The organism is Streptomyces sp. 150FB, from assembly GCF_000818195.1.
Classification (GTDB): domain Bacteria; phylum Actinomycetota; class Actinomycetes; order Streptomycetales; family Streptomycetaceae; genus Streptomyces.
Genome location: NZ_JTHL01000001.1, coordinates 7,463,716 through 7,483,419, shown reverse-complemented (window position 1 = coordinate 7,483,419; position 19,704 = coordinate 7,463,716). Strand labels below are relative to the sequence as shown.

18 protein-coding genes are annotated in these 19,704 nt (G+C 70.3%); 6 read left to right on the top strand and 12 right to left on the bottom strand.

Annotated elements, in window-relative coordinates:
• On the top strand, positions 1-928 hold a 928-nt coding region (locus QR77_RS32080; RefSeq protein ID WP_040025544.1), incomplete at its 5' end, for a chitinase.
• Between the two features lie 69 nt (positions 929-997).
• On the opposite strand, the gene QR77_RS49375 is transcribed toward QR77_RS32080, so the two are convergent.
• The 6 genes from QR77_RS49375 to QR77_RS32050 form a co-directional block, all read right to left on the bottom strand.
• Positions 998-2,200 (bottom strand): M20 family metallopeptidase, encoded by a 1,203-nt coding sequence (locus QR77_RS49375; RefSeq protein ID WP_236710892.1) that lies wholly within the window; start codon positions 2,198-2,200, stop codon positions 998-1,000.
• The gene (locus QR77_RS49370; protein ID WP_052489207.1) at positions 2,197-3,279 is read right to left on the bottom strand and encodes a 2-dehydropantoate 2-reductase; all 1,083 of its coding nucleotides are present in this window, start codon (positions 3,277-3,279) and stop codon (positions 2,197-2,199) included. The genes QR77_RS49375 and QR77_RS49370 overlap by 4 nt, the downstream gene beginning before the upstream one ends.
• On the bottom strand, positions 3,276-4,157 hold the full coding sequence (locus QR77_RS32065) for an SDR family oxidoreductase (protein ID WP_052489206.1): 882 nt from the start codon (positions 4,155-4,157) through the stop codon (positions 3,276-3,278). The genes QR77_RS49370 and QR77_RS32065 overlap by 4 nt, the downstream gene beginning before the upstream one ends.
• Positions 4,154-5,413: an MFS transporter gene (locus QR77_RS32060; protein ID WP_347359828.1), complete on the bottom strand. Its 1,260-nt coding sequence runs from the start codon at positions 5,411-5,413 to the stop codon at positions 4,154-4,156. Before QR77_RS32060 ends, QR77_RS32065 begins: the two co-directional genes overlap by 4 nt.
• Before the next feature lie 65 nt (positions 5,414-5,478).
• Complete coding sequence (locus QR77_RS32055; RefSeq protein ID WP_040025542.1) at positions 5,479-6,372, bottom strand: polysaccharide deacetylase; 894 nt, start codon at positions 6,370-6,372, stop codon at positions 5,479-5,481.
• Positions 6,369-7,505 carry an Lrp/AsnC family transcriptional regulator gene (locus tag QR77_RS32050; RefSeq protein ID WP_201778833.1) on the bottom strand — a complete coding sequence of 379 codons (1,137 nt, stop codon included), beginning with the start codon at positions 7,503-7,505 and terminating at the stop codon, positions 6,369-6,371. Before QR77_RS32050 ends, QR77_RS32055 begins: the two co-directional genes overlap by 4 nt.
• 229 nt (positions 7,506-7,734) lie before the next feature.
• On the opposite strand from QR77_RS32050, the gene QR77_RS32045 reads away from it, so the two are divergent.
• Entirely contained in the window at positions 7,735-8,796 is a 1,062-nt protein-coding gene (locus QR77_RS32045; protein ID WP_040025540.1) for an aldo/keto reductase, read from the top strand.
• 85 nt (positions 8,797-8,881) lie between these two features.
• Here the strand turns inward: QR77_RS32045 and QR77_RS32040 are convergent, their stop codons facing one another.
• Entirely contained in the window at positions 8,882-10,513 is a 1,632-nt protein-coding gene (locus tag QR77_RS32040; RefSeq protein WP_078877409.1) for an adenosine deaminase, read from the bottom strand.
• Positions 10,514-10,725: 212 nt separating this feature from the next.
• A complete protein-coding gene (locus QR77_RS32035; RefSeq protein WP_052489205.1) occupies positions 10,726-12,483 on the bottom strand; it encodes a glycosyl hydrolase family 18 protein in 1,758 nt (585 codons plus the stop codon).
• A 312-nt stretch (positions 12,484-12,795) separates the two neighbouring features.
• Here QR77_RS32035 and QR77_RS32030 point away from each other — a divergent pair, with 312 nt between their 5' ends.
• The 3 genes from QR77_RS32030 to QR77_RS32020 all read left to right on the top strand — a co-directional run bounded on the left by QR77_RS32030 (position 12,796) and on the right by QR77_RS32020 (position 15,299).
• Entirely contained in the window at positions 12,796-13,908 is a 1,113-nt protein-coding gene (locus tag QR77_RS32030; RefSeq protein ID WP_107069015.1) for an FAD-dependent oxidoreductase, read from the top strand.
• A gap of 91 nt (positions 13,909-13,999) precedes the next feature.
• Positions 14,000-14,581: an NADPH-dependent FMN reductase gene (locus QR77_RS32025; protein WP_052489204.1), complete on the top strand. Its 582-nt coding sequence runs from the start codon at positions 14,000-14,002 to the stop codon at positions 14,579-14,581.
• 178 nt (positions 14,582-14,759) lie between these two features.
• Complete coding sequence (locus QR77_RS32020) at positions 14,760-15,299, top strand: DoxX family protein (protein WP_040029004.1); 540 nt, start codon at positions 14,760-14,762, stop codon at positions 15,297-15,299.
• 42 nt (positions 15,300-15,341) lie between these two features.
• Here the strand turns inward: QR77_RS32020 and QR77_RS32015 are convergent, their stop codons facing one another.
• Positions 15,342-15,950, bottom strand: coding sequence for a TetR/AcrR family transcriptional regulator (locus QR77_RS32015; protein ID WP_052489203.1), 609 nt, complete (start codon positions 15,948-15,950; stop codon positions 15,342-15,344).
• A 187-nt stretch (positions 15,951-16,137) separates the two neighbouring features.
• On the opposite strand from QR77_RS32015, the gene QR77_RS32010 reads away from it, so the two are divergent.
• A complete protein-coding gene (locus QR77_RS32010; protein ID WP_040025537.1) occupies positions 16,138-17,154 on the top strand; it encodes an alcohol dehydrogenase catalytic domain-containing protein in 1,017 nt (338 codons plus the stop codon).
• An 84-nt stretch (positions 17,155-17,238) separates the two neighbouring features.
• Here the strand turns inward: QR77_RS32010 and QR77_RS32005 are convergent, their stop codons facing one another.
• From QR77_RS32005 to QR77_RS31995, 3 genes are read right to left on the bottom strand one after another with little or no spacing between them, the layout of a single operon-like run.
• A complete protein-coding gene (locus QR77_RS32005; RefSeq protein WP_040025535.1) occupies positions 17,239-17,631 on the bottom strand; it encodes a Rid family detoxifying hydrolase in 393 nt (130 codons plus the stop codon).
• Positions 17,628-18,755 carry an enolase C-terminal domain-like protein gene (locus tag QR77_RS32000; RefSeq protein WP_040025533.1) on the bottom strand — a complete coding sequence of 376 codons (1,128 nt, stop codon included), beginning with the start codon at positions 18,753-18,755 and terminating at the stop codon, positions 17,628-17,630. Before QR77_RS32000 ends, QR77_RS32005 begins: the two co-directional genes overlap by 4 nt.
• A 29-nt stretch (positions 18,756-18,784) precedes the next feature.
• Positions 18,785-19,606: a creatininase family protein gene (locus QR77_RS31995; RefSeq protein ID WP_040025531.1), complete on the bottom strand. Its 822-nt coding sequence runs from the start codon at positions 19,604-19,606 to the stop codon at positions 18,785-18,787.
• Positions 19,607-19,704: the final 98 nt, after the last annotated feature.

Genomic DNA, 19,704 nt, shown 5'->3' with positions numbered 1-19,704 from the left:
CGGTGCCGCAGCCGCGGCTGTTCCCGCCTCGGCCGCTCCGGCGCCCGAACGGCCCCTGGCCGCAGGCGGTTTCGCGCCGTACACCGACATGTCCAACTCGCAGGAATCGGTGCTGGACACGGCGATCACCGGGCACGGCGTCAAGACCTTCACCGCCGGCTTCGTCATCGGCTCCGGCTGCAACCAGATCTGGGGAGACACGCTGCCCGTCGGCGACGACTCCTTCACCGATCCGCTGATCAGCAAGGCCAAGTCCGAGGGCGCCTCGGTCATCGTGTCCTCGGGCGGGGCCGCCGGCCTGCCGCTCGCCTGGAGTTGTACGGACCAGAGCGCGATCACCACCGGCTACCAGAAGATCATCGACTCCTACTCCCCCAGCTCCCTCGACTTCGACATCGAGGGCGCGGCCATCGCCGACACCGCGGCAGCGACCCGGAACATGACCGCGATGAAGGCGCTCAAGGCCGCCAACCCCGGCTTCACGTTCTCGGTCACGCTGCCCGTACTGCCCGACGGGCTGACCGCCGACGGCGTCAACATCGTGAAGGCAGCGAAGGACGTCGGCGTGAAGATCGACGTCGTGAACATCATGACGATGGACTACTACCAGGGCACTCAGGACATGGGACAGGCCGCCATCAACGCGGCGAAGAGCACGCTCGCCCAGATCCAGGGCGTCGACCCCGGTTACACCTACGCCGACCTCGGCATCACGCCCATGATCGGCGTGAACGACGACGGTTCGGTCTTCTCCACCGACAACGCCTCCGCGGTGAAGAGCTGGGCGTCCCAGAACGGCGTCGGACGGCTGTCGTTCTGGTCGGTCAACCGTGACCAGTCCTGCGGATCCACCGTAGCCGCGGCCTCGCCCACGTGCAGTGGTGTGTCGCAGGGGAAGCTCGCCTTCACCGACATCTTCAACGGCTGACGGCTGACGGCGCACACCTCCGGCCGCTCCTCGCCCGGGTCCACGGGTGAGGAGCGGCCGGCCGGTGCGTCACGCCAGGGAGTTGATGACCGCGGCGGCCAGCGCCGTACGCTCCAACAGCCCGCTCACGGTCGCGTATTCGTGCCGGGCGTGCGCGCCGTCACCGACGGCGCCGAAGCCGTCGAGGACCGGTACGCCGAGCCGCGCGGCGAAGTTGCCGTCGCTCGCGCCGCCCACCGCGCACTCGCGCAGTTCAAGGCCCAGCGGCGCCGCCAGGTCCCGGGCGAGGGTGTACAACTGCGTGGTTCCGGGGCCGCGTTCCATGACCGGCCGGTTCCAGCCGCCGCTCACGGTCAGGGACGCCCTGCTGTCGTGCGGGGTGAGGGCGGCCAGTGCGGCGTCGATGCGGGCCGTCTCGCTCTGCGCCGCCACCCGTACGTCGATGTTGGCGTGCGCGTGTCCGGCGGTGACGTTGCTGCGCGTACCGCCGCTGACCACACCCACATTGACGGTGGTTCCGGACGCCGGGTCGCTCAGCGCGTGCAACTCCAGTACGGCGCGGGCCAGTTCGTCCACGGCGCTGGCGCCGGACGCCGGATCGAGGCCCGCGTGTGCCTCGACTCCCTCGATGTCCAGCTCGAAGAGTCCCACGCCCTTGCGCGCTGTCTTGACCGCGCCGTCCGCCGAGGCCTCGAAGACCAGGGCGCAGCGGGCGCCTTCGGTCTCCGCCTCGATGACGGGCCGGGAGGAGAGGCTGCCGATCTCCTCGTCGCCGTTGAGGACCAGCCGCAGGGCCGGCCTCGCCGCACCGGCCGCCTCCAGCGCGCGCAGTGCCCATACGGCCTGCACCAGGCCGGCCTTCATGTCGAACACACCGGGCCCCGTGATGTGGTCGCCGTCGACGGTGAAGGGGCGTTCGGCGAGGGTGCCGAGAGGCCACACCGTGTCGTAGTGGCACAGCAGGACCACCGGTGCCGGTTCGTCTCCGGCTCCGTCGCCGGACGTGCCCGGGTAGTCGTGGACGACGATGTCACCGTGGTCGCCGCCGTCGAACCGGCGTACACGCGCGGGCGGACCCAGCCGGTCGGCGAGCCAGTGCTCCAGCCAGTCCAGCATGGCCCGGAGGCTGGGCTTGTCGTCGCTGGGCGACTCCACGCTCACATACGCGCGGAGATCGTCGATCATCGCCTCGCGCTGCTCACCCGTCCACGCGCGCAGGGCGCGCACATCGGCGCCCACGGCGCCACCGGTACCGCCACTGTTCGCGGTCACTTGGCCACCTCCGTACGGATCGCTTCCAGTTCCTTCAGATGTGCTTCCGCCATGGCCGACTCCCCGCTCTCGACGCGGCTCAAAGCTCGCATCATCGCGTCCAGCAGGGGCAGCGCCAGCCCGTGGGCGCCCCCCGCCGCCAGCACCGGACCGTAGTGGTGGGGCACTTCGGTGGGGCGGTGGCGGACGGCGATGTCACGCCAGATGCCGCTGCGGTCCTTCGGCTGGGTGCGCAGCCAGGCCACCAACCGGTCGGTGGCTGCCTCGCGTTGGGCGGGCTCGGCCGCCGGCAGGTAGCCGTTCGGGTCGAACGCGTCGAACGGCTCCAGTGTGACGCCGAGCGCGGTGGCCACCGCGAAGACCTCACCGGCGAGCGCCGACATCAGCGGCCGGTGGGCGTCGATGAGGTCGGCCATGGGCGCGTCGGCGAGCGCGGTGGCGGTGAGCATCGCGCCGAAGCCGAGCTTGGACCACAGGTAGCCGGGGACGTTGGGGGTGGCGCGCGCGGGACCCCACGCCTGGAGGTCGGCCACCACCTGCTCGACGCGCTCGCTGTCGCGGCCGTCCATCTCGCCGACCACGAGTGCGCCCGCGCCGCCGTCGCGTACGGTGCCGGGCTCCACGACGTCGGCGAAGAGGTTCACGAACGCGCCGACCGTACGCTCGGGCCCGACGAGTTCGCCGAGCAGCCGCTCGTTGAGTCCGTTCTGGAGCGAGACCACAAAACCGTCGGCGGCCAGCCGGGGAGCGATCCAGCGCCCGGCTTCGGCGGTCGCCTGTGCCTTGACGCAGAGCAGCACCCGCTCGAAGGGCCCCTCTGCCCGGTCCGGGGTCAGCGCCCTGACCCGTACGGTGCTCTCCCCCGCCGGGCCCAGCAGGGTCAGCCCGTGTTCCTCGACGGCGGCCACATGCGCGGGGTCCGCGTCCACGACGAGCACGGGGTGGCCGGCGCGGGCGAGGTGGAAGGCGAGGGTGCCGCCGATGGCTCCTCCTCCGACGACCGTGTACGCGCGTTCGGCGTCGGCGTCGGCGGATTGGGGTTCGGGAGCGGGTTCGGGTTCGGTGTCACGGCTGGTCATACGCGTTCCTCATGGTCGGACATGGCTGATGTGTCGGGGGCGGTGGATGTGCCGGGCGCGGTGGCACCGTCCCGCTGGACGCCCGTCAGGCCCGTCCAGTGCAGTGGCAGTGCGGTCGTCCCTGCGGCCGAGCCGCCGTCGACCCGCAGCACGGCGCCGGTGATCCAGGGGCTCTCCTCGCCCGCCAGCCAGCGCACGGCGCGCGATATGTCGTCGGGCAGGCCACGGCGGCCGAGCGGGTTGACGGACACGGCGGCCGCGTACTCCTCGGTGACCGGGTTCGCGTCGCTGTCGACGGTCACGAAGCCGGGGCTGACGGCGTTCACTCGTATCCCGTGCGGCCCGAATTCGACCGCGCAGGACTTGGTGAGCATCTCCAGGGCGGCCTTGGACGTCGCGTAGTGGGCGGCGCCGGGGCGGGCGCGCAGAGCGGCGCCGGAGCTGATGTTGACGACGGCGCCGCCGCGTTCCGCGGCGACGCACGCGCGCGCGAACGCCACGGTGGTCAGCATCGCCGCACGTACGTTGACGTCCATCACCCGGTCCCAGACGGCCGGGGTCATCTCCAGCAGCGGGACGGCCGGGTAGATGCCGGCCGCGTTGACCAGGACGTGTACCGGGCCGGCCGCCTCCTCGGCGTGGTCGACGACGGCGGACGCGGCGTCCGGGTCGGCGAGGTCGGCGACGATCTCGGTGACCTCGGCGCCGTACCGCTCGCGCAGTTCACTCGCCGTACGGCGCAGTGTGTCGCCGCGCTGGTCCACCGCGCTGATGTGCGCGCCGTCGGCGGCGAACGCCTCGCACACGGCGGCCCCGATGCCGCTCGCAGCGCCGGTCACCACAACATGGCGCCGGGCGCCGGTCCGTGGCTCCGTCATGAGATGTCCTTCCCCTTGGTCTCGGGCATGGTGAGGTAGACGGCCACACCGATCAGCGCGGCGACGGCCACGTAGATCCACACCAGGTCCCGGTGGCCCGAGGTGCTCAGCCAGGTGGTGACGTAGGGCGCCGTGCCGCCGAAGATCGCGACGGCGAGCGCGTAGGGCAGGCCGATACCGGTGGTGCGCACCTCGGGCGGGAACTGTTCGGCCATCACCACGGCGCAGTTGGCGGAGTAGCCGACGATGAGGACCACACCGATCAGTTCGACGGCGAGCAGGCTCCAGAAGCCGCCCGACACAAGGTGGAACAGCGGCCAGGACAGTACGAGGAAGCCCACGGCGAACGCGGTGAGGGTGGGTTTGCGGCCGATACGGTCCGACAGGAGCCCGCCGAACGGCAGCAGCACCAGGAACACAACGAGGGCGATGGTGTTGGCGAGCAGCGCCCGGCTCAGCGGTATGCCGGTGGTGACGTGTGCGTACGACGGCATGTAGCTCACCCACACGTAGTAGATGAGGGTGCCAGCGATGGTGATCCCGACGACCCGCAGCGCGGCCCGGGGGTGCTCGACCAGCATGGTCCGCAGGGCGTTGGGCCGCTTGCGCCCGTCGGCGGCGACCCGCTTGAAGGCCTCGGTCTCCTCGACACTCATGCGCAGCCACAGGCCGACAAGGCCCAGCAGACCGCCGACGGCGAAGGCGACGCGCCAGCCCCAGGTGTGCAGCGCGTCGTCGTCCAGTGTGGAGGTGAGGATGAAGCCCATCAGCGAGGCGATGAGGGTGCCGGCGCCGACCGAGACCTGCTGCCAGGAGCCGGCGAAGGCGCGCCTGCGGGGTGCGGCGGACTCGATGAGGAAGGCGGACGACGAGCCGAACTCGCCGCCGGCGGAGAACCCCTGCACGAGCCGGGCGAGCACCAGGATGACGGGTGCGGCCACCCCGATCACACCGTACGAGGGGCAGACCGCGACGACCAGCGAAGCCCCCGCCATCAGGGCGATGGTCAGGGTCATGCTCTTCTTGCGGCCGTACTTGTCCCCGAGCGCGCCGAGTACGGCACCGCCGATGGGACGCATCACGAACCCGACGGCGAAGACCACCAGGGTGGAGAGCAGGTTGGCGGTCTGGTCGTGCGAAGGGAAGAACTGGCCGGCGAAGATGGACGAGAAGGTCGTGTAGACGGCCCAGTCCACCCATTCGACGGCGTTGCCGATGGACCCGGCCACAACCGCCTTGCGCTGGGCGGGAGTCATCCGGTGGGACTCGAGCGGCTCCCCCAGCGTCGGTTCGTACGCGGGAGCGGCGGGGGGTGGAGCGCTCATGACGCACTCCTCACGTACTCGGCGAGTTGGGCGTGGGTGGCGTACCAGACGTCGGTGCCGGCGATGTGGTCGAGGAGTTCGCGCAGCATGGTCATGCGGGAGCGGTGGCCGATGATGTGCGGGTGCAGGGTGAGTTGGAAGACCCCGCCCTCCTCGACGGCCTGATCGAACTCGTCGCGCCAGATCGTCAGCACCCCGCGCGGCGGCGTGTAGGGCCGCAGCGCCGCGTAGCGCTCCATCATGAAGTAGGGCGCGTCGTCCCTGATCCACTCCACCGGGATCTCGATCATTCCGGTGGCCTCGCCGTCAGCGACGATCTCGTACGGGTCGTCGTCGGCCATCAGCGACGAGTCGTACAGCAGGCCCATCTCCCGTGAGATCGCGAGGGTGTTGTCGGAGAAGTCCCAGGACGGGGTCCTGATGCCGACGGGCCGCGAGCCGCTCAGGGTTTCCAGGGTGTCGGCGGCGCGCAGCGCCAACTCGCGTTCGTCGGCGGGCGCGAGCCGCATGTTGCGCTCGTGGATCCAGCCGTGCAGGGCCACTTCGTGTCCCGTCTCGGTGTAAGCACGGACCTCTTCGGGGTGCAGCAGCGCGGAGACGGCCGGCATGAAGAACGTGGCGGGCACGCCGCGTTCGGCCAGCAGCCGCAGGATGCGCGGCGCAGCGACGCGGGAGCCGTACTCCCCCTGGGAGAGCTTGCCGGGGGTGGTCTCACCGTCCCGCAGCGGGATGGTCTCGTGGTCGGAGTCGAAGGAGATGGCGACGGCGGCACGCGCGCCGCCGGGCCAGGCGGCGGGCCGCAGCGAGCGGCCGGCCCGTACGGCTGAGACGTGCGAGCGCCAGGTGCTCTCGTCCCACTGCCAGGGTTCCCGGGTGTCTTCGGTCGTCATGGTCGTTGTCCTCCTGAGGCGGGGATGGGCGGGAGATCCGTGGCGGGTGGGAGATCGGTGCCGGCTGGGAGATCCGTGGCGGGCGGGAGATTCGTGGTCGGTGGCGGCAGCGGGCCGTGCAAGGGTCTGGGGTCGTCGAGCGGTGCGTAACGGGTCGGTGTCCAGGCGCGTTTGAGCGTGCGGAGCTGAAGGGTCAGGTCGGCGGCACGGACACCCGGCAGGCCGCCGACGACCTCGGTGCTGTACGGGTAGAGCTCGCCGTAGCGGCGCAGCACCATCTGGCCGACCAGGTTGTAGCGGCCCGCGGTGGCGGCGAGGTATTTCGTGGAGGGGTGTGCGGCCAGCGCGCGCCCCGTACGGTCGAGTTCGGCCGGGTCGACGGCCAGCCAGAGCATGAACTCGACCTCGTAGTCCAGCACTTCGGGCTCGGCCAGGGTGCGGAAGCGCAGGCAGCCGGTGTTCAGGAGCCGCTCGACGCGCCGTCCCACGGTCCGCTCGCTGCAATCAGCACGTTCGGCGACGTCCTTGAAGGGCATCCGGCCCGATTCGCCCAGCACGCGCACGATCCGTACGTCGATCTCGTCGAGCGCCTCGGACGCCTCCTCCCGCAGACCGCTCTCGAAGGGCTGGCCGCCCGCCCCGGTCCCGACCCTCAGCGCCTCGACGGCCGGCTCCTCCAGGAGCCCCGGATCCCAGTCGGGAGCGGAGGTGAAGGTGTGCAGGACGGGCAGGCTCTCGGCCTCCGACACCTCGGGCAGCGAGCCGAGGGCGGACTCAAGGACACGGCCGACGTCCTGGTACCTCGGCACCACCATCTCGGCGACGCAGTCCGTGGAGCCGGCGAGGGAGGCCACGAACCGCATCTGCGGATGGGCGGCGAGCGTGTCGGCGACGTGAGAGGCGGTGCCCGGGCGGCAGCGGTAGCGCACCTGGACCGGCACGCCCAGGCCGCACCGCAGCACGTCGACGAAGCCGACGACGCGTACGAGCCCCAGCTCCTCCAGCCGGGCGGCCCTGCGCATGACGGTCCTGGGCTCGGCGCCCACATGCCGGGCGATCTCGTTCCAGGGCGCTCTGCCGTTGAGCTGGAGGGCCGCGACGATGGCCCGGTCGAGCGGAGTGACTCTGTCCATGACTCCCATGCAGGACAGCTTCAGTGTCGTTTTCGGTCAAAGTCAAGAGTCAAAATGCCATTCACAGTCACTCCGTGATCAAAAAAGCCGCTGTGCGGCGCGTCGGCGGCCGGTCGCCGGCCCTGCCGGATCGTCCGGAAAGGCATGAAAGCGGAGTGCGGGGTTAGATCGAACGGAGAGCAGCACACCGCACATGGCGCGCGGCGCACGCCAGGATGGGAGACAGACCGTGGAGTACCGGCAACTGGGCGGCTCAGGACTGCGCGTCTCGGCCATCACCATGGGAACCATGACCTTCGCGGGCGACGACAAGTTCGGAGCCCTCGGCAGCACCGACGTCGAAGGGGCACGCCGGCAGGTCGGGATGGCCGTCGACGCCGGCGTCAATCTCATCGACACGGCGAACATGTACTCCACGGGAGCCGCCGAAGAGATCCTCGGACGGGCCATCGAAGGCCGCAGGGACGACCTGCTGATCTCGACCAAGGTGCGCATGGTGGTCGGCGACGGACCCAACGACGGCGGGCTGTCGAGGTACCACATCATCCAGCAGCTCGAAAAGAGCCTGCGCAGGCTGCGCACCGACCACGTCGACATCTACCACGTCCACGAGTGGGACGGTCAGACACCGCTCGAAGAGACGCTGGAGGCCCTGGACACCCTGGTGCGGTCCGGAAAGATCCGTTATCTGGGGGTTTCGAACTACACCGGCTGGCAGCTCATGAAGGCGCTGGCCATCTCGGACGCGCGTGGCTGGCAGCGTTTTGTGAGCAACCAGATCTATTACTCGCTGGAGTCGAGGGACAGCGAGTACGAGCTGGTGCCCCTCTCCCTGGACCAGGGGCTCGGGATCATGGTGTGGAGCCCGCTGGCGGGCGGCCTGCTGTCGGGGAAGCACCGGCGCGGGCAGAACGCCCCCGAGGGCACCCGCCAGCTCGACAGCCGGTGGAACGAGCCGCCGATCCGTGACACCGAGAAGCTGTACGACATCATCGACCTGCTGGTCCGCATCGCCGACGGCCACGGTGTCTCGGCCGCGCAGGTCGCCATCGCGTATCTGCTGCGCAAGCCGGGGGTGTCCTCGGTGATCATCGGCGCGCGTAAGGACGAGCAGCTCGCGGACAACCTGGCGGCGGCCGAACTCACCCTGGCGGAGGACGAGTTCGTCGCGCTGGAGCGGGCGAGCGCGCCGTATCTCATCTACCCGCACTGGCACCAGGCGCAGAACGCGCAGGAGCGCTTCGGGGCTCCCGACCTCGCCCTGCACAACGAACACACTCCTGTGCCCTGACACGCCCACGCACACACGCACACACGCTTACCGACACGCCCGCGCCGGACCGGTCCGGCGCGGGCGAGGACCGAAAAGGCGCGGCTCAGGAGCGCTGCCCCGCGATGCGCCGCTCGAACCGCTGGAAGGCCTGCTCCTGGCGCCACTCCACCCCGGCCTTCGAGCTGCGGGCGAGGAAGCGCGCACACGACTTCCCCGGTGCGCGCAGACCGGGCCGCTCACCCCGGCAGGGCCCGGTCAGCTCGTACGTACGCCGCGCCCCGCGCGACGCGCCGCCCGGCGGGCCCCAGAGGCTGTCGCCGGGCAGGAACGCGTACCGCAGCGAGGCGCGGGCCAGCTCCTTCAGGTCCCGGTAGCCGAGGCCGTACGTCTCCCACGCGTACCGGTACTCCGCGCCGATGTCCGTCTGCGAGATCCCCGGGTCGTCGGTCGCGAGCACGACCGGCACGCCGTACTCGCGGTACAGCGGAAACGGTTGCTCCGGTCCCGAGACGCCGAGAATCTGCCTGTTGCTCGTCAGCGACACCTCAACGGCGACCCCGGTGCGGGCCATGGTGCGCAGGAGGTCGGGGGCGTTGTTCTCGTGGGCCACGTCGACGCCGTGACCGATGCGCTCCGCGTGGGCGGTGCGTACGGCGTCGTTCACATGGAAGGTGAGGTCCTCCGGCTTGACCAGGCCCGGGGCGAGTTCACCGGCGTGCAGGGTGATGTGGGCACGCGGATAGACACCGTGCAGATAGGCCAGCATCCGCATCTGGAGCCGGTAGTCGCGCAGCGCGACCGTCCCGTCCTCCGGCTGCACCAGGTTCACGGCGACGAACCGGGGATCGCTTTCGGCGAGCCGCATACCGAGGGCGAGCTGGGTGAAGACCCGCTCCGGCGCGCCGCCCCGGGAGGCCCCCGAGATGAACCGGAAGGGGAGCCGGCAGCCGGGCCGGGCGCGGCCGGTGCCGCAGGCGGCGGCCTTGCGGAACTGCGCCTCGACGGCGTCGGTCTCCCGCCGCGCCTGGCGTACGAGCGTGTCCAGCTTGCCGCCGGCGACCAGCAGCCGGTGCGTACGGGCCAGGTCGGAGTGGAAGCCGACCTCGGCCGCGAGCTTGTCGCTGCCCGGAGAGGCCGGGCTGAACATCGTCTCCAGGTAGAACTGGTTCTGCCGGACGGCGGTGTCGGCGACCTCGGCGAGAAGTGTGCCCCTGTGGGCTCCCGCGACCTTGTCGAATTTGCCGAAGGTGGCAAAGAAGTGGTCGTGCCCGGACTGCCCCCGCGGGAAGTCACGCATCGACCAGGCCCGCAGGATCCGCTGCCGGAAAGCGGCGTCGGTGCGCGCGTCGGCGGCCGGACGGGTGCCCGGGCCGCAGGGGGCGGGCAGCGCCTTCATGGTCTTTTCGTCGACGCACAGACCGTCCTCCCCGGCGAGCTTGACGAGCAGCTCGGTGGAGGCCGCTCCGAAGAGGTGGTTGTGCAGATCGCCGCCCTTGGGCAGCTTCTGGAAGAACCCGAGCAGGGCGTTCGGCTGGTCCCTGACGCTGTGGAGGTAGTCGGCGACCCGCTGCTCGGTGTCGACGGGGGCGGCCGACCGTCCGGACCCCGGGAGCCCGTCGGACTCCGCGGCGAGGGCGGAGGGCGGCAGCAGCGAGAGGGCGGCCAGGCAGCCCACACCCAGCACGAGCGGTACGAGGCGGCGGCGCCGCGGGGCAATACGGTTGGTGGAGGTCACGCGGCCATCCTGTCGACCCCCGGGGTGCCGGACGGGGACGCGCGACGCACGGCCCCTCCTTCGGGTGAACGCGGACGCCGGTACGGCCCGCCCGGGCGGGGCCGTGTCGCCACGGCCCCGCCCGGGTTCCCGAGAGCAGGTTCAGGAGAGCGGATTCAGCAGGGTCAGGTCAGGACGGCCGGGTACAGGACAGCGGGGTCAGCACGGCGGGTTCAGGAGAGCGAGAAGTCGTCGCCGTACACGGCCCCTTGGCCGTACCAGCCGTGCAGGTACACCGTGACGGTGCCCGAGGCGCCGGTGGTGAAGGGCACCGTCAGCTTCGACCAGCCCGTGGAGCTGGTCCACGCGCTGCCGGTCGCGCCGCCGCGCACCCCCACGTACGCGTAGTTTCCCTGCACCCAACCACTCAGTGAGTAGTGGGTGTTGGGTGCGAGTGTGAGTGTCTGCGCGCACTCACCCGTCGCCGTGGAGGTCGGTGTGGTCCGCACCGCGTGTGTTCCGCCGTGTACGGGGGTGGTGACCACGGTGGTGCCGCTCTCACAGGTCCAGGGGGCCGGGGAGGCGCTTTCGAAGCCGGCGTTGGCGAGGGCGCCGGTGCCGCCGCCCGGGCCCGAGACCGTGAGGGTGAAGGTCGCGGTGTGGGTCAGGGAGCCGGCCTTGCCGGTGACGGTGATCGAGTACGTGCCGGGGGCCGCCGACGCCGAGGAGGTGAGGGCGAGTTGGGCCGTGCCGCCCGCCTGTACCGACGCGGGGGCGAGCTTGGCCGTCACGCCGGCCGGGGCGCCGGTGGCGGTCAGGGCGACGGTCCCCACGGTGCCCGAGGTGACCGCCGTACCCACCGTTGCCGTGGTCGAGCCGCCGGGGGCCACGGTCGCCGAGCCGGGCGAGGCGGAGACCGAGAAGTCGTTGGTCACAGGACCGCTGCCGCCGCCGCTGGTGAACGGCGCGAAGGTGTGGGTGAAGTACCACGGGTCCTGCTCCACGCCGGAGCAACTGTCCGAACCACCGGTGCCCGGGCAGTTGCCCGCGTCACGCTGAAGGGCCCAGAACGAGAGGGTGTTGATGCCCTTGGAGACGGCCCAGTCGCGGACGACGGGCGCGTCGGCGGTGGTGAAGGTCTCGGCGGGACCGAAGTCGTCGATGCCCGGCATCTCGGTGACGCCGACCATGTTCCAGAGCTGGGCCTGGGTCTTGCCGGGGTTGAGCGGGGCCAGTTGGTTCACCAGGCCGGTCGCGGCCGTCTGCGTGTCGTTGGCCATGTGGTGGGTGGCGTTGTCGTAGTAGTCGAACGTCATGATGTTGACGACATCGACCCGCGCGCCGTTGTCGGCGGCGCTCTGCAGCACCGCGAGTCCGGACTCCTCGAGCCCGCTCGTGGTGGTGGGCAGGGTGTACGAGAACTGGACGGACCTGCCGTTCGCCGCCGCCCAGTCCTGGACCTTTTTGATCGCCTTGTTACGGCGGTCGATTCCCGCGGGCTTGGTCAGCGAGTTGTCCTCGATGTCCATGTCGAGGCGGGAGACGTCATAGGTGGTGATGATCTTCTCGTACGCCGCGGCGATGGAATCCACATCGGTGCAACTGTCGGCTATTTCGGTGCCTTCGTTGTCCGCCGCGTAACCGCCGAGGGACGGAATGACATCGCCGCCGCGCGAGCGGATGGTGCTGAAGTCGGCGCCGAAAACGGCCGAGGAGATCGGCTGGCTCGTATCGCCGTTCCAGTACGGGGTGCAGGAGCCCTGCGCCTGGGTCTGGACGAAGGCCATCGTCAGGTACTTGGCGCCGGACTGCTGCGCCAGGGCGGCGGGGCTGTCGCCGTTGTACGCCTCGAAGTACGGGGCGAAGACATGGGCCGGCAGCGGGGTCGCTGCGGCGCTGGCCGCGCCCCCGGCGCCGATGACCAGGGCGCCGGAGGCGGCAACCGTGGTCAGGGCGGCCAGCAGGGCGCGGACGGATCTCGGACGTCTCATGAGTGCTCCCGGTCGGTGCGGTCGGTGCGGTCGGTGGAACGGCAAGTCGCCTGGGACAGCGGAAGGATCGCGCCCATAATTGGTCTGGACCATCAGACCGTCAAGGGTCCAGACCACTTCATGTCCCACTGTTTGCCATCGGCGGCGGCACCGATTTTTCACTGAAAAGTAACTTGCGAAGATGTTGTGCCTCATGCCCCGCGCAGGAAGAAACGCCGCCCTCCGAGTGATGAGGATGAATACAGCCGCGGCTCCCCGAGAGCGAGGCCGCGGACATCCAACAGGCAGACGGACAACGGGAAAGGAATGCACATGGCCACGACCACGCAGAAAGTCGTTGTCATCGGCGGCGGCTATGCGGGGGTCAAACTGGCCCGGGAGCTGGACGAGACCGCACAGGTGACGCTGATCGACCGCAAGGAGGCCTTCTTCCACCGGATAGCCTCTCTGCGCGCGAGTGTTGACGACGCGTGGACGCACGCGCCCTTCGTCCCGTACGACAAGCTCCTCGACCACGGCAAGGTGCTGCTGGCCAAGGCGGTGGCCATCAGGCCCGCCGAGCGCGACGTCGTACTGGCGACCGGCGAGCATCTGCCGTACGACGTACTGGTGGTGGCCACCGGCGCCGACTACCAGGAGCCGGCGCGCTTCACCGGAACCACGGTCGAGGAGGCGGCGAAGGCCTTCCGCGCGCACCAGCAGCAGACGGCGCAGGCGCGGAGCATCCTCGTAGTCGGCGGAGGCCCCTCGGGCGTCGAACTGACCGCGCAGCTACGGCAGACGTACCCGAACGCCCGGCTCACGCTCGCCCACTCCGGCTCCGTACTGCTGTCGAGCAGCAAGAGCCTCCGGCTCGGACGGCGCGCCCAGGCCTGGCTGGAAGGGCACGGTGTGACGGTGCTGCTGGACACCTTCGTCTCCGCTTCGGGCGGCTCCAGCAGGTTCCAGGACCAGGCGGGCAACGCGATGGGCGCAGACGTGGCCTTCTGGACCACCGGCACCACGCCGAACACACTGTGGCTGCGGCTGGCCGGTCATGGCGGCTGGCTCGACGCGGGCGGGCATGTGAAGGTCGACAGCCACCTGCGTGTCCTCGGACACCGCGACATCTTCGCGATCGGCGACGTCAACGACGTGGCGGAGGCCAAGCTCTCGCCGTCGGCCATGGCGCAGGGCGACGCCGCGGCCCACAACATCCGCGCGTACCTCCAGCGGGGATCGAAGCACGGCAAGCAGCCACAGCCGTACAAGCCCGCCCCGGTCAGGCTCTTCTCGGTGCCCTTCGGCCCGGAGGGCGGTGGCACGGTGCTCCCGATGCTCGGCAAGGACGCCCCGGTCCTGGGCAACCGGCCGACGGTGGCCATGAAGAGCAGGTCGCTGATGGTGCCGTACGTACGACACCTGCTGCGGCAGCCCCGGGGGTAGCGGGCGAGGTCCGGGGAGGGCCGTTCGTTCCGGTGGCTTCGACGCGGGGTGCGGGGGGGGCCTCGCCGGGCAGGGGAGCTAAGTTGAGGTAATGCCTGAGCCGAAGCCAACCGCCGTGATCCTTCTGCTGTCGGGGAGTCTGCGGTCCTCCTCCTCCAACGAGTCGGTGCTGCGCACCGTGCGGGCCGTCGCGCCGGAGGGTGTGCGTGCCGTTCTCCACGACGGTCTGGGGGATCTTCCGCACTTCAACCCCGACGACGACACCGATCCGCTCCCCGCGCCGGTCGTCGCGCTGCGCACCGCGATCGACGAAGCCACCGCCGTGCTGGTCTGTACGCCGGAGTACGCGGGGACGCTGCCGGGGTCGTTCAAGAATCTGCTGGACTGGACGGTCGGCGGTACCGAGATCGTCGACAAGCCCACCGCCTGGATCAACTCGGCCGCCGCCGGGCGCGGTCAGGGGGCGGAGGCCACGCTGCGGGGTGTGCTGGGTTATACGGGCGCCGAGATCGTGGAATCGGCGTGTGTGCGGATTCCCCTCAACCGTCCGGCCGTTGACGCCGAAGGCGCCATCGTCGATCCCGCAGTGCGCAAGCAACTCGGCGAGGTCGTCGACCGGTTGACGGGGTTCCGGGGGCGGGCAGCCGCCGCTCGGCAGGAGGGCCTCGACTGATCGGCGCCGAGAGGTCGGCACGCTTGGGAAAAGCTTTCAACAACAGCGTGTGGATGTCCCGTTCAAGGTGGTGCCCGTGGTCGCCCACCGTGGTTTCCTGATCATGCCCACAGTCCCGAAGTCCTTCTCCGACGTTCTGCCGGGACGGGCTTCGCGTCCCCCAGCGGAGGCTGATCACGTGACCGTCCCCAACCTGAACATCAACCGCTCAGGACCGCCCGACCGCCGGTACGCGGGCGCAGACATGGCACTGCTCCTCCTCCGTCTCGTCCTCGCCGCGTGCATGGGCGCCCATGGACTGATCAAGGTCTTCGGCTTCTTCGACGGCCCCGGCCTGCACACCTTCGGCACCGTCCTCCAGGGATACGGCTTCAGCCACGGGATCACCGTGCTGTCCTGGATCACGGGACTCACCGAGGTCGGGGGCAGCGCCTGTCTGGTGCTGGGGCTGTTCACCCCGCTCGCCGCCGCCGGGCTCTTCGGGATGGGCATCAGCATCGTGCTGGCCAAGGCAGACGGCGGTTTCTTCGAAGGCAAGGGCACGGGTTACGAGTTCGAGCTCACCCTGGCCGTCATAGCGCTCGCTCTCCTGCTCGCGGGCGCCGGCCGCTACGCGCTCGACGCGCACACCCCGTGGGGGAAGCGGCCGTTGCCGTACGGTCTGACCGGCCTGGTGTTCGCCGTTGTCGCGGCCGTGGTGATCACAGCGGCCTTCTGAAACCGGCTGGCCCGGACTCCGGCCGACTGAGGCTCCGGCGACTCAGACTCCGGCCGGTTCACCGTCCTGGTGAACCGGCCCCGCCAGCAGCGTGCCGAAAACCACCTCGAAGAAGGCGTCGAAGCAGTCCTGTGACCGCCCGACCCTGACCCCTATGACCGCGCCCTCCCAGGCGTTGACGACGAACCGGGCCAGCGTCGGCGGATCCAGCTCCGTGCGGATCGCCCCGTCCCGCTGGGCCTCGGCGATCGCCTGCCCGATCAGTCCCATCCACGCGGAGAGGCTTCCGTCGACGGCCGCGCGGATTCCGTCGCTGTGGTCGACGACCTCCGTGCCGAAGTTGCCGAAGAGGCACCCGCGGGTGAAGCCGTAATCGGTGATCTCGTCCCGCAGGAACTCGAAGTGTTCGCGCAGCCGGGCCAGCGGTGCCACGTCCACAGCGGCCAGCTCGCGCAGCCGCCGGCTCGCGCCGTAGCGCTCCAGCGCCACCACACCGAGGGCTTCCTTGCTGGCGAAGTGGTTGTAGAACGAGCCCTTCGGCACACCGGCCGCGTCGGTGATGTCCTTCACACCGGCCGCACTGAATCCCTTCGTGTGGAACTGGTCGACCGCCGCCTCGACGATCTCCTCGCGCATGCTCTTCCTGGCCATCCCTGCCACCTCCCGTGCCGCTGCCCCACCTCGCAGCATATGACCGGTCGTCTTCAGGGACAAGGAGAGGCCGGTCTCAGGGGAAGCGTGCTTGACAGGTTTCAAGACGACCGGTCATATTGAGCCCGGGCCAGAGCGGACCAGGCCCGGATCCGAAGCGAGTGCGACCCGTAATCCGAGGAGACCCATGTCCACGTACCGAGCGTTCGAAGTCACCGGAACCCGGAACTTCAAGCCCGTCGACCGGGAGATCGTCGAGCCCGGCGCCGGCCACGTGCGGATCAGGGTCGAGACCTGCGGGGTGTGCCACACGGACGCCCTCACCGTCGAAGGCATGCGCGAGGATCCCTCCCGCCCCCTGGTGCCCGGCCACGAGATCGTCGGAGTGATCGACGCCGTCGGCGACGGCGTGCACGCGTGGCACGTCGGAGAGCGCGTCGGCGTCGGCTATCTCGGGGGCCAGTGCGGCGAGTGCGACTTCTGCCGCCGGGGTGACTTCGTCAACTGCGCGAACCAGCCGCTGACCGGGGGGAGCGTGGACGGCGGATACGCCGAGGTGGTCCACGCCAGGAGCAGCGCGCTGGTCCGTATCCCCGAAGGTATGAGCGCGATCGAGGCGGCGCCGCTGCTCTGCGCCGGTCTCACGACCTTCAACGCGCTGCGCGAGGCGGGACCGCTCGCCGGAGGGCTGGTCGCGGTCCAGGGGATCGGCGGCCTCGGACACCTCGGTCTTCAGTACGCCACCAAGCTCGGCTACCGCGTGGCCGCGATCGCCCGTGGCACCGGAAAGGCGGAACTCGCGGCGAAGCTCGGGGCCGACCACTACATCGACAGCGCCGCCGAGGACCCGGGCGAGGCGCTGCGGCGGCTCGGCGGCGCGGCCGCGATCATCGCGACAGCCGCCAGTGGCGCGTCGATGTCACCGCTGGTCGCCGGGCTCGCGCCGCGTGGCCACCTGCTGGTCGTCGGCGCTTCGGCCGACCCGCTGTCCGTCTCGACGGGGGAGCTCATCTTCGGGACCCGGACGATCAGCGGCAGCCTGACCGGGTCCGCCATCCAGAACGAGGACAACCTCGATTTCAGCATGCGGCACGGCATCCGGCCGATGACCGAGGTGCTGCCGCTGTCGGAGGCTCCGAAGGCGTACGAGCGGATGATGTCGGGCGAAGCCCGGTTCCGGGTCGTCCTCGACATGGCGGCCTGAGCGGCACCTTGAGCGGCACCTGAGCGATAACCGAACGGACACCCGGCCGGCCCCCCGCCCGTTGGCGGCGGGCCGGCAGCCGCGTCAGTCGTGGACGACGGCGACGACGTCGATCTCCACGAGGATGTTCATCAGGTCCGAGCCGACCGTGGTGCGCACCGGGTACGGCTCGGCGAAGAACGTACGGTACGCGGCGTCGAACTCCGCGAAGTCCCGCCGCAGTTCCTGGAGATGGACCGTCACCTTCACCACGTCGTCGAAGGTCAGCCCGCGCTCCCGGAGCACGGCCCGGACGTTGCGCAGCACCTGCTCCGTCTGCTCCCCCACGGTCTCGGCGACCTCACCGGTCGCCGGGTCCTTCGGTCCGAACCCGGCCGTGTAGAGGAACCCTCCGGCCACCACACCCTGGCTGTACGCCCCCGCGGGCCGGGGCGCTTCCTCCGTACGTACTTCCTCTTTCGCCGTGCGCTCGCTCATCCGGTCAGGTCGCCTTCCCGCTCGTTGGCCTCCGCGAAGTGGCGGAGTTTGTCCTCGTCCACACTCACACCGAGGCCGGGACCCTTCGGAACCCGCAGCCGTCCGTCTTCGAGGTGCAGCGGTTCGATGATGTCATCGGCGTGCAGGTAGTACATGCTGTCGATCGCGCGCGAGAGCACCGGTGTGCTGGCGACGACGGCGAGGTGGGCGGCCGTGGCGATGCCCAGCTCACCGCCGCTGTGCAGGTTCATCCCGAGCCCGAAGGTCTCGCAGTGTGCGGCGAGCGCCTTGGTCGCGGCGATGCCGCCCCACTTGTAGACATCGCCGTGGATCACATCAACGGCGTTGAGCCGCATGGCCGGTGCGAAGTCCTCGAAGCGTACGACGCACATGTTCGTGCACAGCGGTATGCGGACCTTCGCCTTGACCTGGCTCATGCCCTCGATGCCGACGCACGGGTCTTCCAGGTACTCCAGGTCGAGTTCCTCCAGGGCGATCCCGGCGCGCACCGAATCCGGCACGGACCAGGCCGCGTTGGGGTCCACCCGCAGATTCACCTCGGGCAGCGCCTCGCGCACCGCCCGCAGGATCGCGACGTCGCCCGAGACGTCCTTGGTGCCCTTGAGCTTGACCGCCCCGAAGCCGCCCTCGGACACCACTCGTACGGCGTGTTCCGCCATCGCCTTCGGCAGTGCGGCGCCGCTCGCGCCCGGTGCGTCGGCGCGGGTCACGAGCGCGGTGATGGGGACCTCGTCGCGTACGGAGCCGCCCAGCAGGTCGGTGAGCGACTGGTCGGTGGCCTTGCCCATCGCGTCCCAGCAGGCGACGTCGATGGCGGCGATCGCCGCGTATCCGAGGTAGCCGTAGAAGAACGGCACCATGTGCTGTTTGCGGTGGAAGCTCTCCAGCGCGAACGGGCTGGTCCCGATCAGGTCCTCGGCCATCGCTTCGACGATCGCGGCGACCGGCCTGCCCCACATCGTCTCGCCCCAGCCCTCGACACCGGAGTCGGTACGGATGCGCACCACGGTGCGGGTCTCGCCCGTCTTGGTCTCGAACGAGCTGGTGAACGGGTTGACCAGCGGAAGGTTGACGACCCATACATCGACGTCGGTGATCTTCATTCTTCTCCTCAACTCGGTGGGGGGTCTGCTCAGCGGGTGGCGGCGTCGAACGCCCGGACGGCCCGGGCCAGGCCCTGTGCCCGGTTCTCCAGCAGCCGGCGGCCCGCCCCGGCGTCCGCGCCGGAGGCGTCGTCGGTGGATCCGCCGACCCGGGCCCACTCGCCGTGGCGCTCCACGGTCAGGCCGGGGTACGGCGGGTTGTCGAACAGTGGCGGCGGCTCCACCGGGGTACGGGCGGGCACCGGCGCCCGGACGAGCGCGGGGTGGGCCGCCAGCATCAGGGACGTCTCGAACCAGCCGGCGTGGCCGGGGGTGACCTCGGGCCTGGCCCAGTCGGCTTCCCGGTCGCCGTCGGCACTGCTGCCGCCGTCGCCGTCCGAGGTGACCGTCCAGTACGAGCAGGCCGCGACGGTCACCTCGGAGCGCAGCGCGAACCGCTTCACGGCGAGGCGCATGATCTCGTCGTTGCCGCCGTGCCCGTTCACCACCATGATCCGGCGGTATCCGCTGGTCACGAGCGAGTCCAGTACATCGTCCAGGACCGCGCCGAGTGTCGCGGCCGAGAGCGAGAGCGCGGCGGCGAAGAGGTGGTGCGGGCTGTGTCCGAACGGCAGCGCGGGCAGCCGGACCAGCTCGTTCGTCCCGCCGCCCGCCTCGCCGTCCGCCCCTTCGTCCGCGTCGAGCAGCGCCAGCGCCCGGTCGATCACCGCTTCGACGAGAAGGGTGTCCGTGCCCATCGGCAGATGGGCCGCGTGCTGCTCCTGCGACCCGATCGGCAGCAGTGCGATTCCGTGCTCACCGGCCTCGCGCACCTCGCGCCAGGTCAGCTCGGTCAGTTTCAGTTGGCTCACAGCGCTACCTCCCTGAAACTCTGCCGTGGCAGAGTCGGCGCATGGTCCATGAACGTTCTCCGTTGCGGCTGGTGCCCGAGCCCGAGGCCCGGCCGCTC

Coding starts and splice junctions, on each gene's coding strand:
- QR77_RS32000 (WP_040025533.1), bottom strand. CDS start 18,755: ATGAAGATCACCGACGTCGATGTATGGGTCGTCAACCTTCCGCTGGTC.
- QR77_RS32055 (WP_040025542.1), bottom strand. CDS start 6,372: ATGACGACCGAAGACACCCGGGAACCCTGGCAGTGGGACGAGAGCACC.
- QR77_RS32015 (WP_052489203.1), bottom strand. CDS start 15,950: ATGGCCAGGAAGAGCATGCGCGAGGAGATCGTCGAGGCGGCGGTCGAC.
- QR77_RS32065 (WP_052489206.1), bottom strand. CDS start 4,157: ATGACGGAGCCACGGACCGGCGCCCGGCGCCATGTTGTGGTGACCGGC.
- QR77_RS32030 (WP_107069015.1), top strand. CDS start 12,796: ATGGCCACGACCACGCAGAAAGTCGTTGTCATCGGCGGCGGCTATGCG.
- QR77_RS32005 (WP_040025535.1), bottom strand. CDS start 17,631: ATGAGCGAGCGCACGGCGAAAGAGGAAGTACGTACGGAGGAAGCGCCC.
- QR77_RS32035 (WP_052489205.1), bottom strand. CDS start 12,483: ATGAGACGTCCGAGATCCGTCCGCGCCCTGCTGGCCGCCCTGACCACG.
- QR77_RS32010 (WP_040025537.1), top strand. CDS start 16,138: ATGTCCACGTACCGAGCGTTCGAAGTCACCGGAACCCGGAACTTCAAG.
- QR77_RS32050 (WP_201778833.1), bottom strand. CDS start 7,505: ATGGACAGAGTCACTCCGCTCGACCGGGCCATCGTCGCGGCCCTCCAG.
- QR77_RS32060 (WP_347359828.1), bottom strand. CDS start 5,413: ATGACTCCCGCCCAGCGCAAGGCGGTTGTGGCCGGGTCCATCGGCAAC.
- QR77_RS49370 (WP_052489207.1), bottom strand. CDS start 3,279: ATGACCAGCCGTGACACCGAACCCGAACCCGCTCCCGAACCCCAATCC.
- QR77_RS32025 (WP_052489204.1), top strand. CDS start 14,000: ATGCCTGAGCCGAAGCCAACCGCCGTGATCCTTCTGCTGTCGGGGAGT.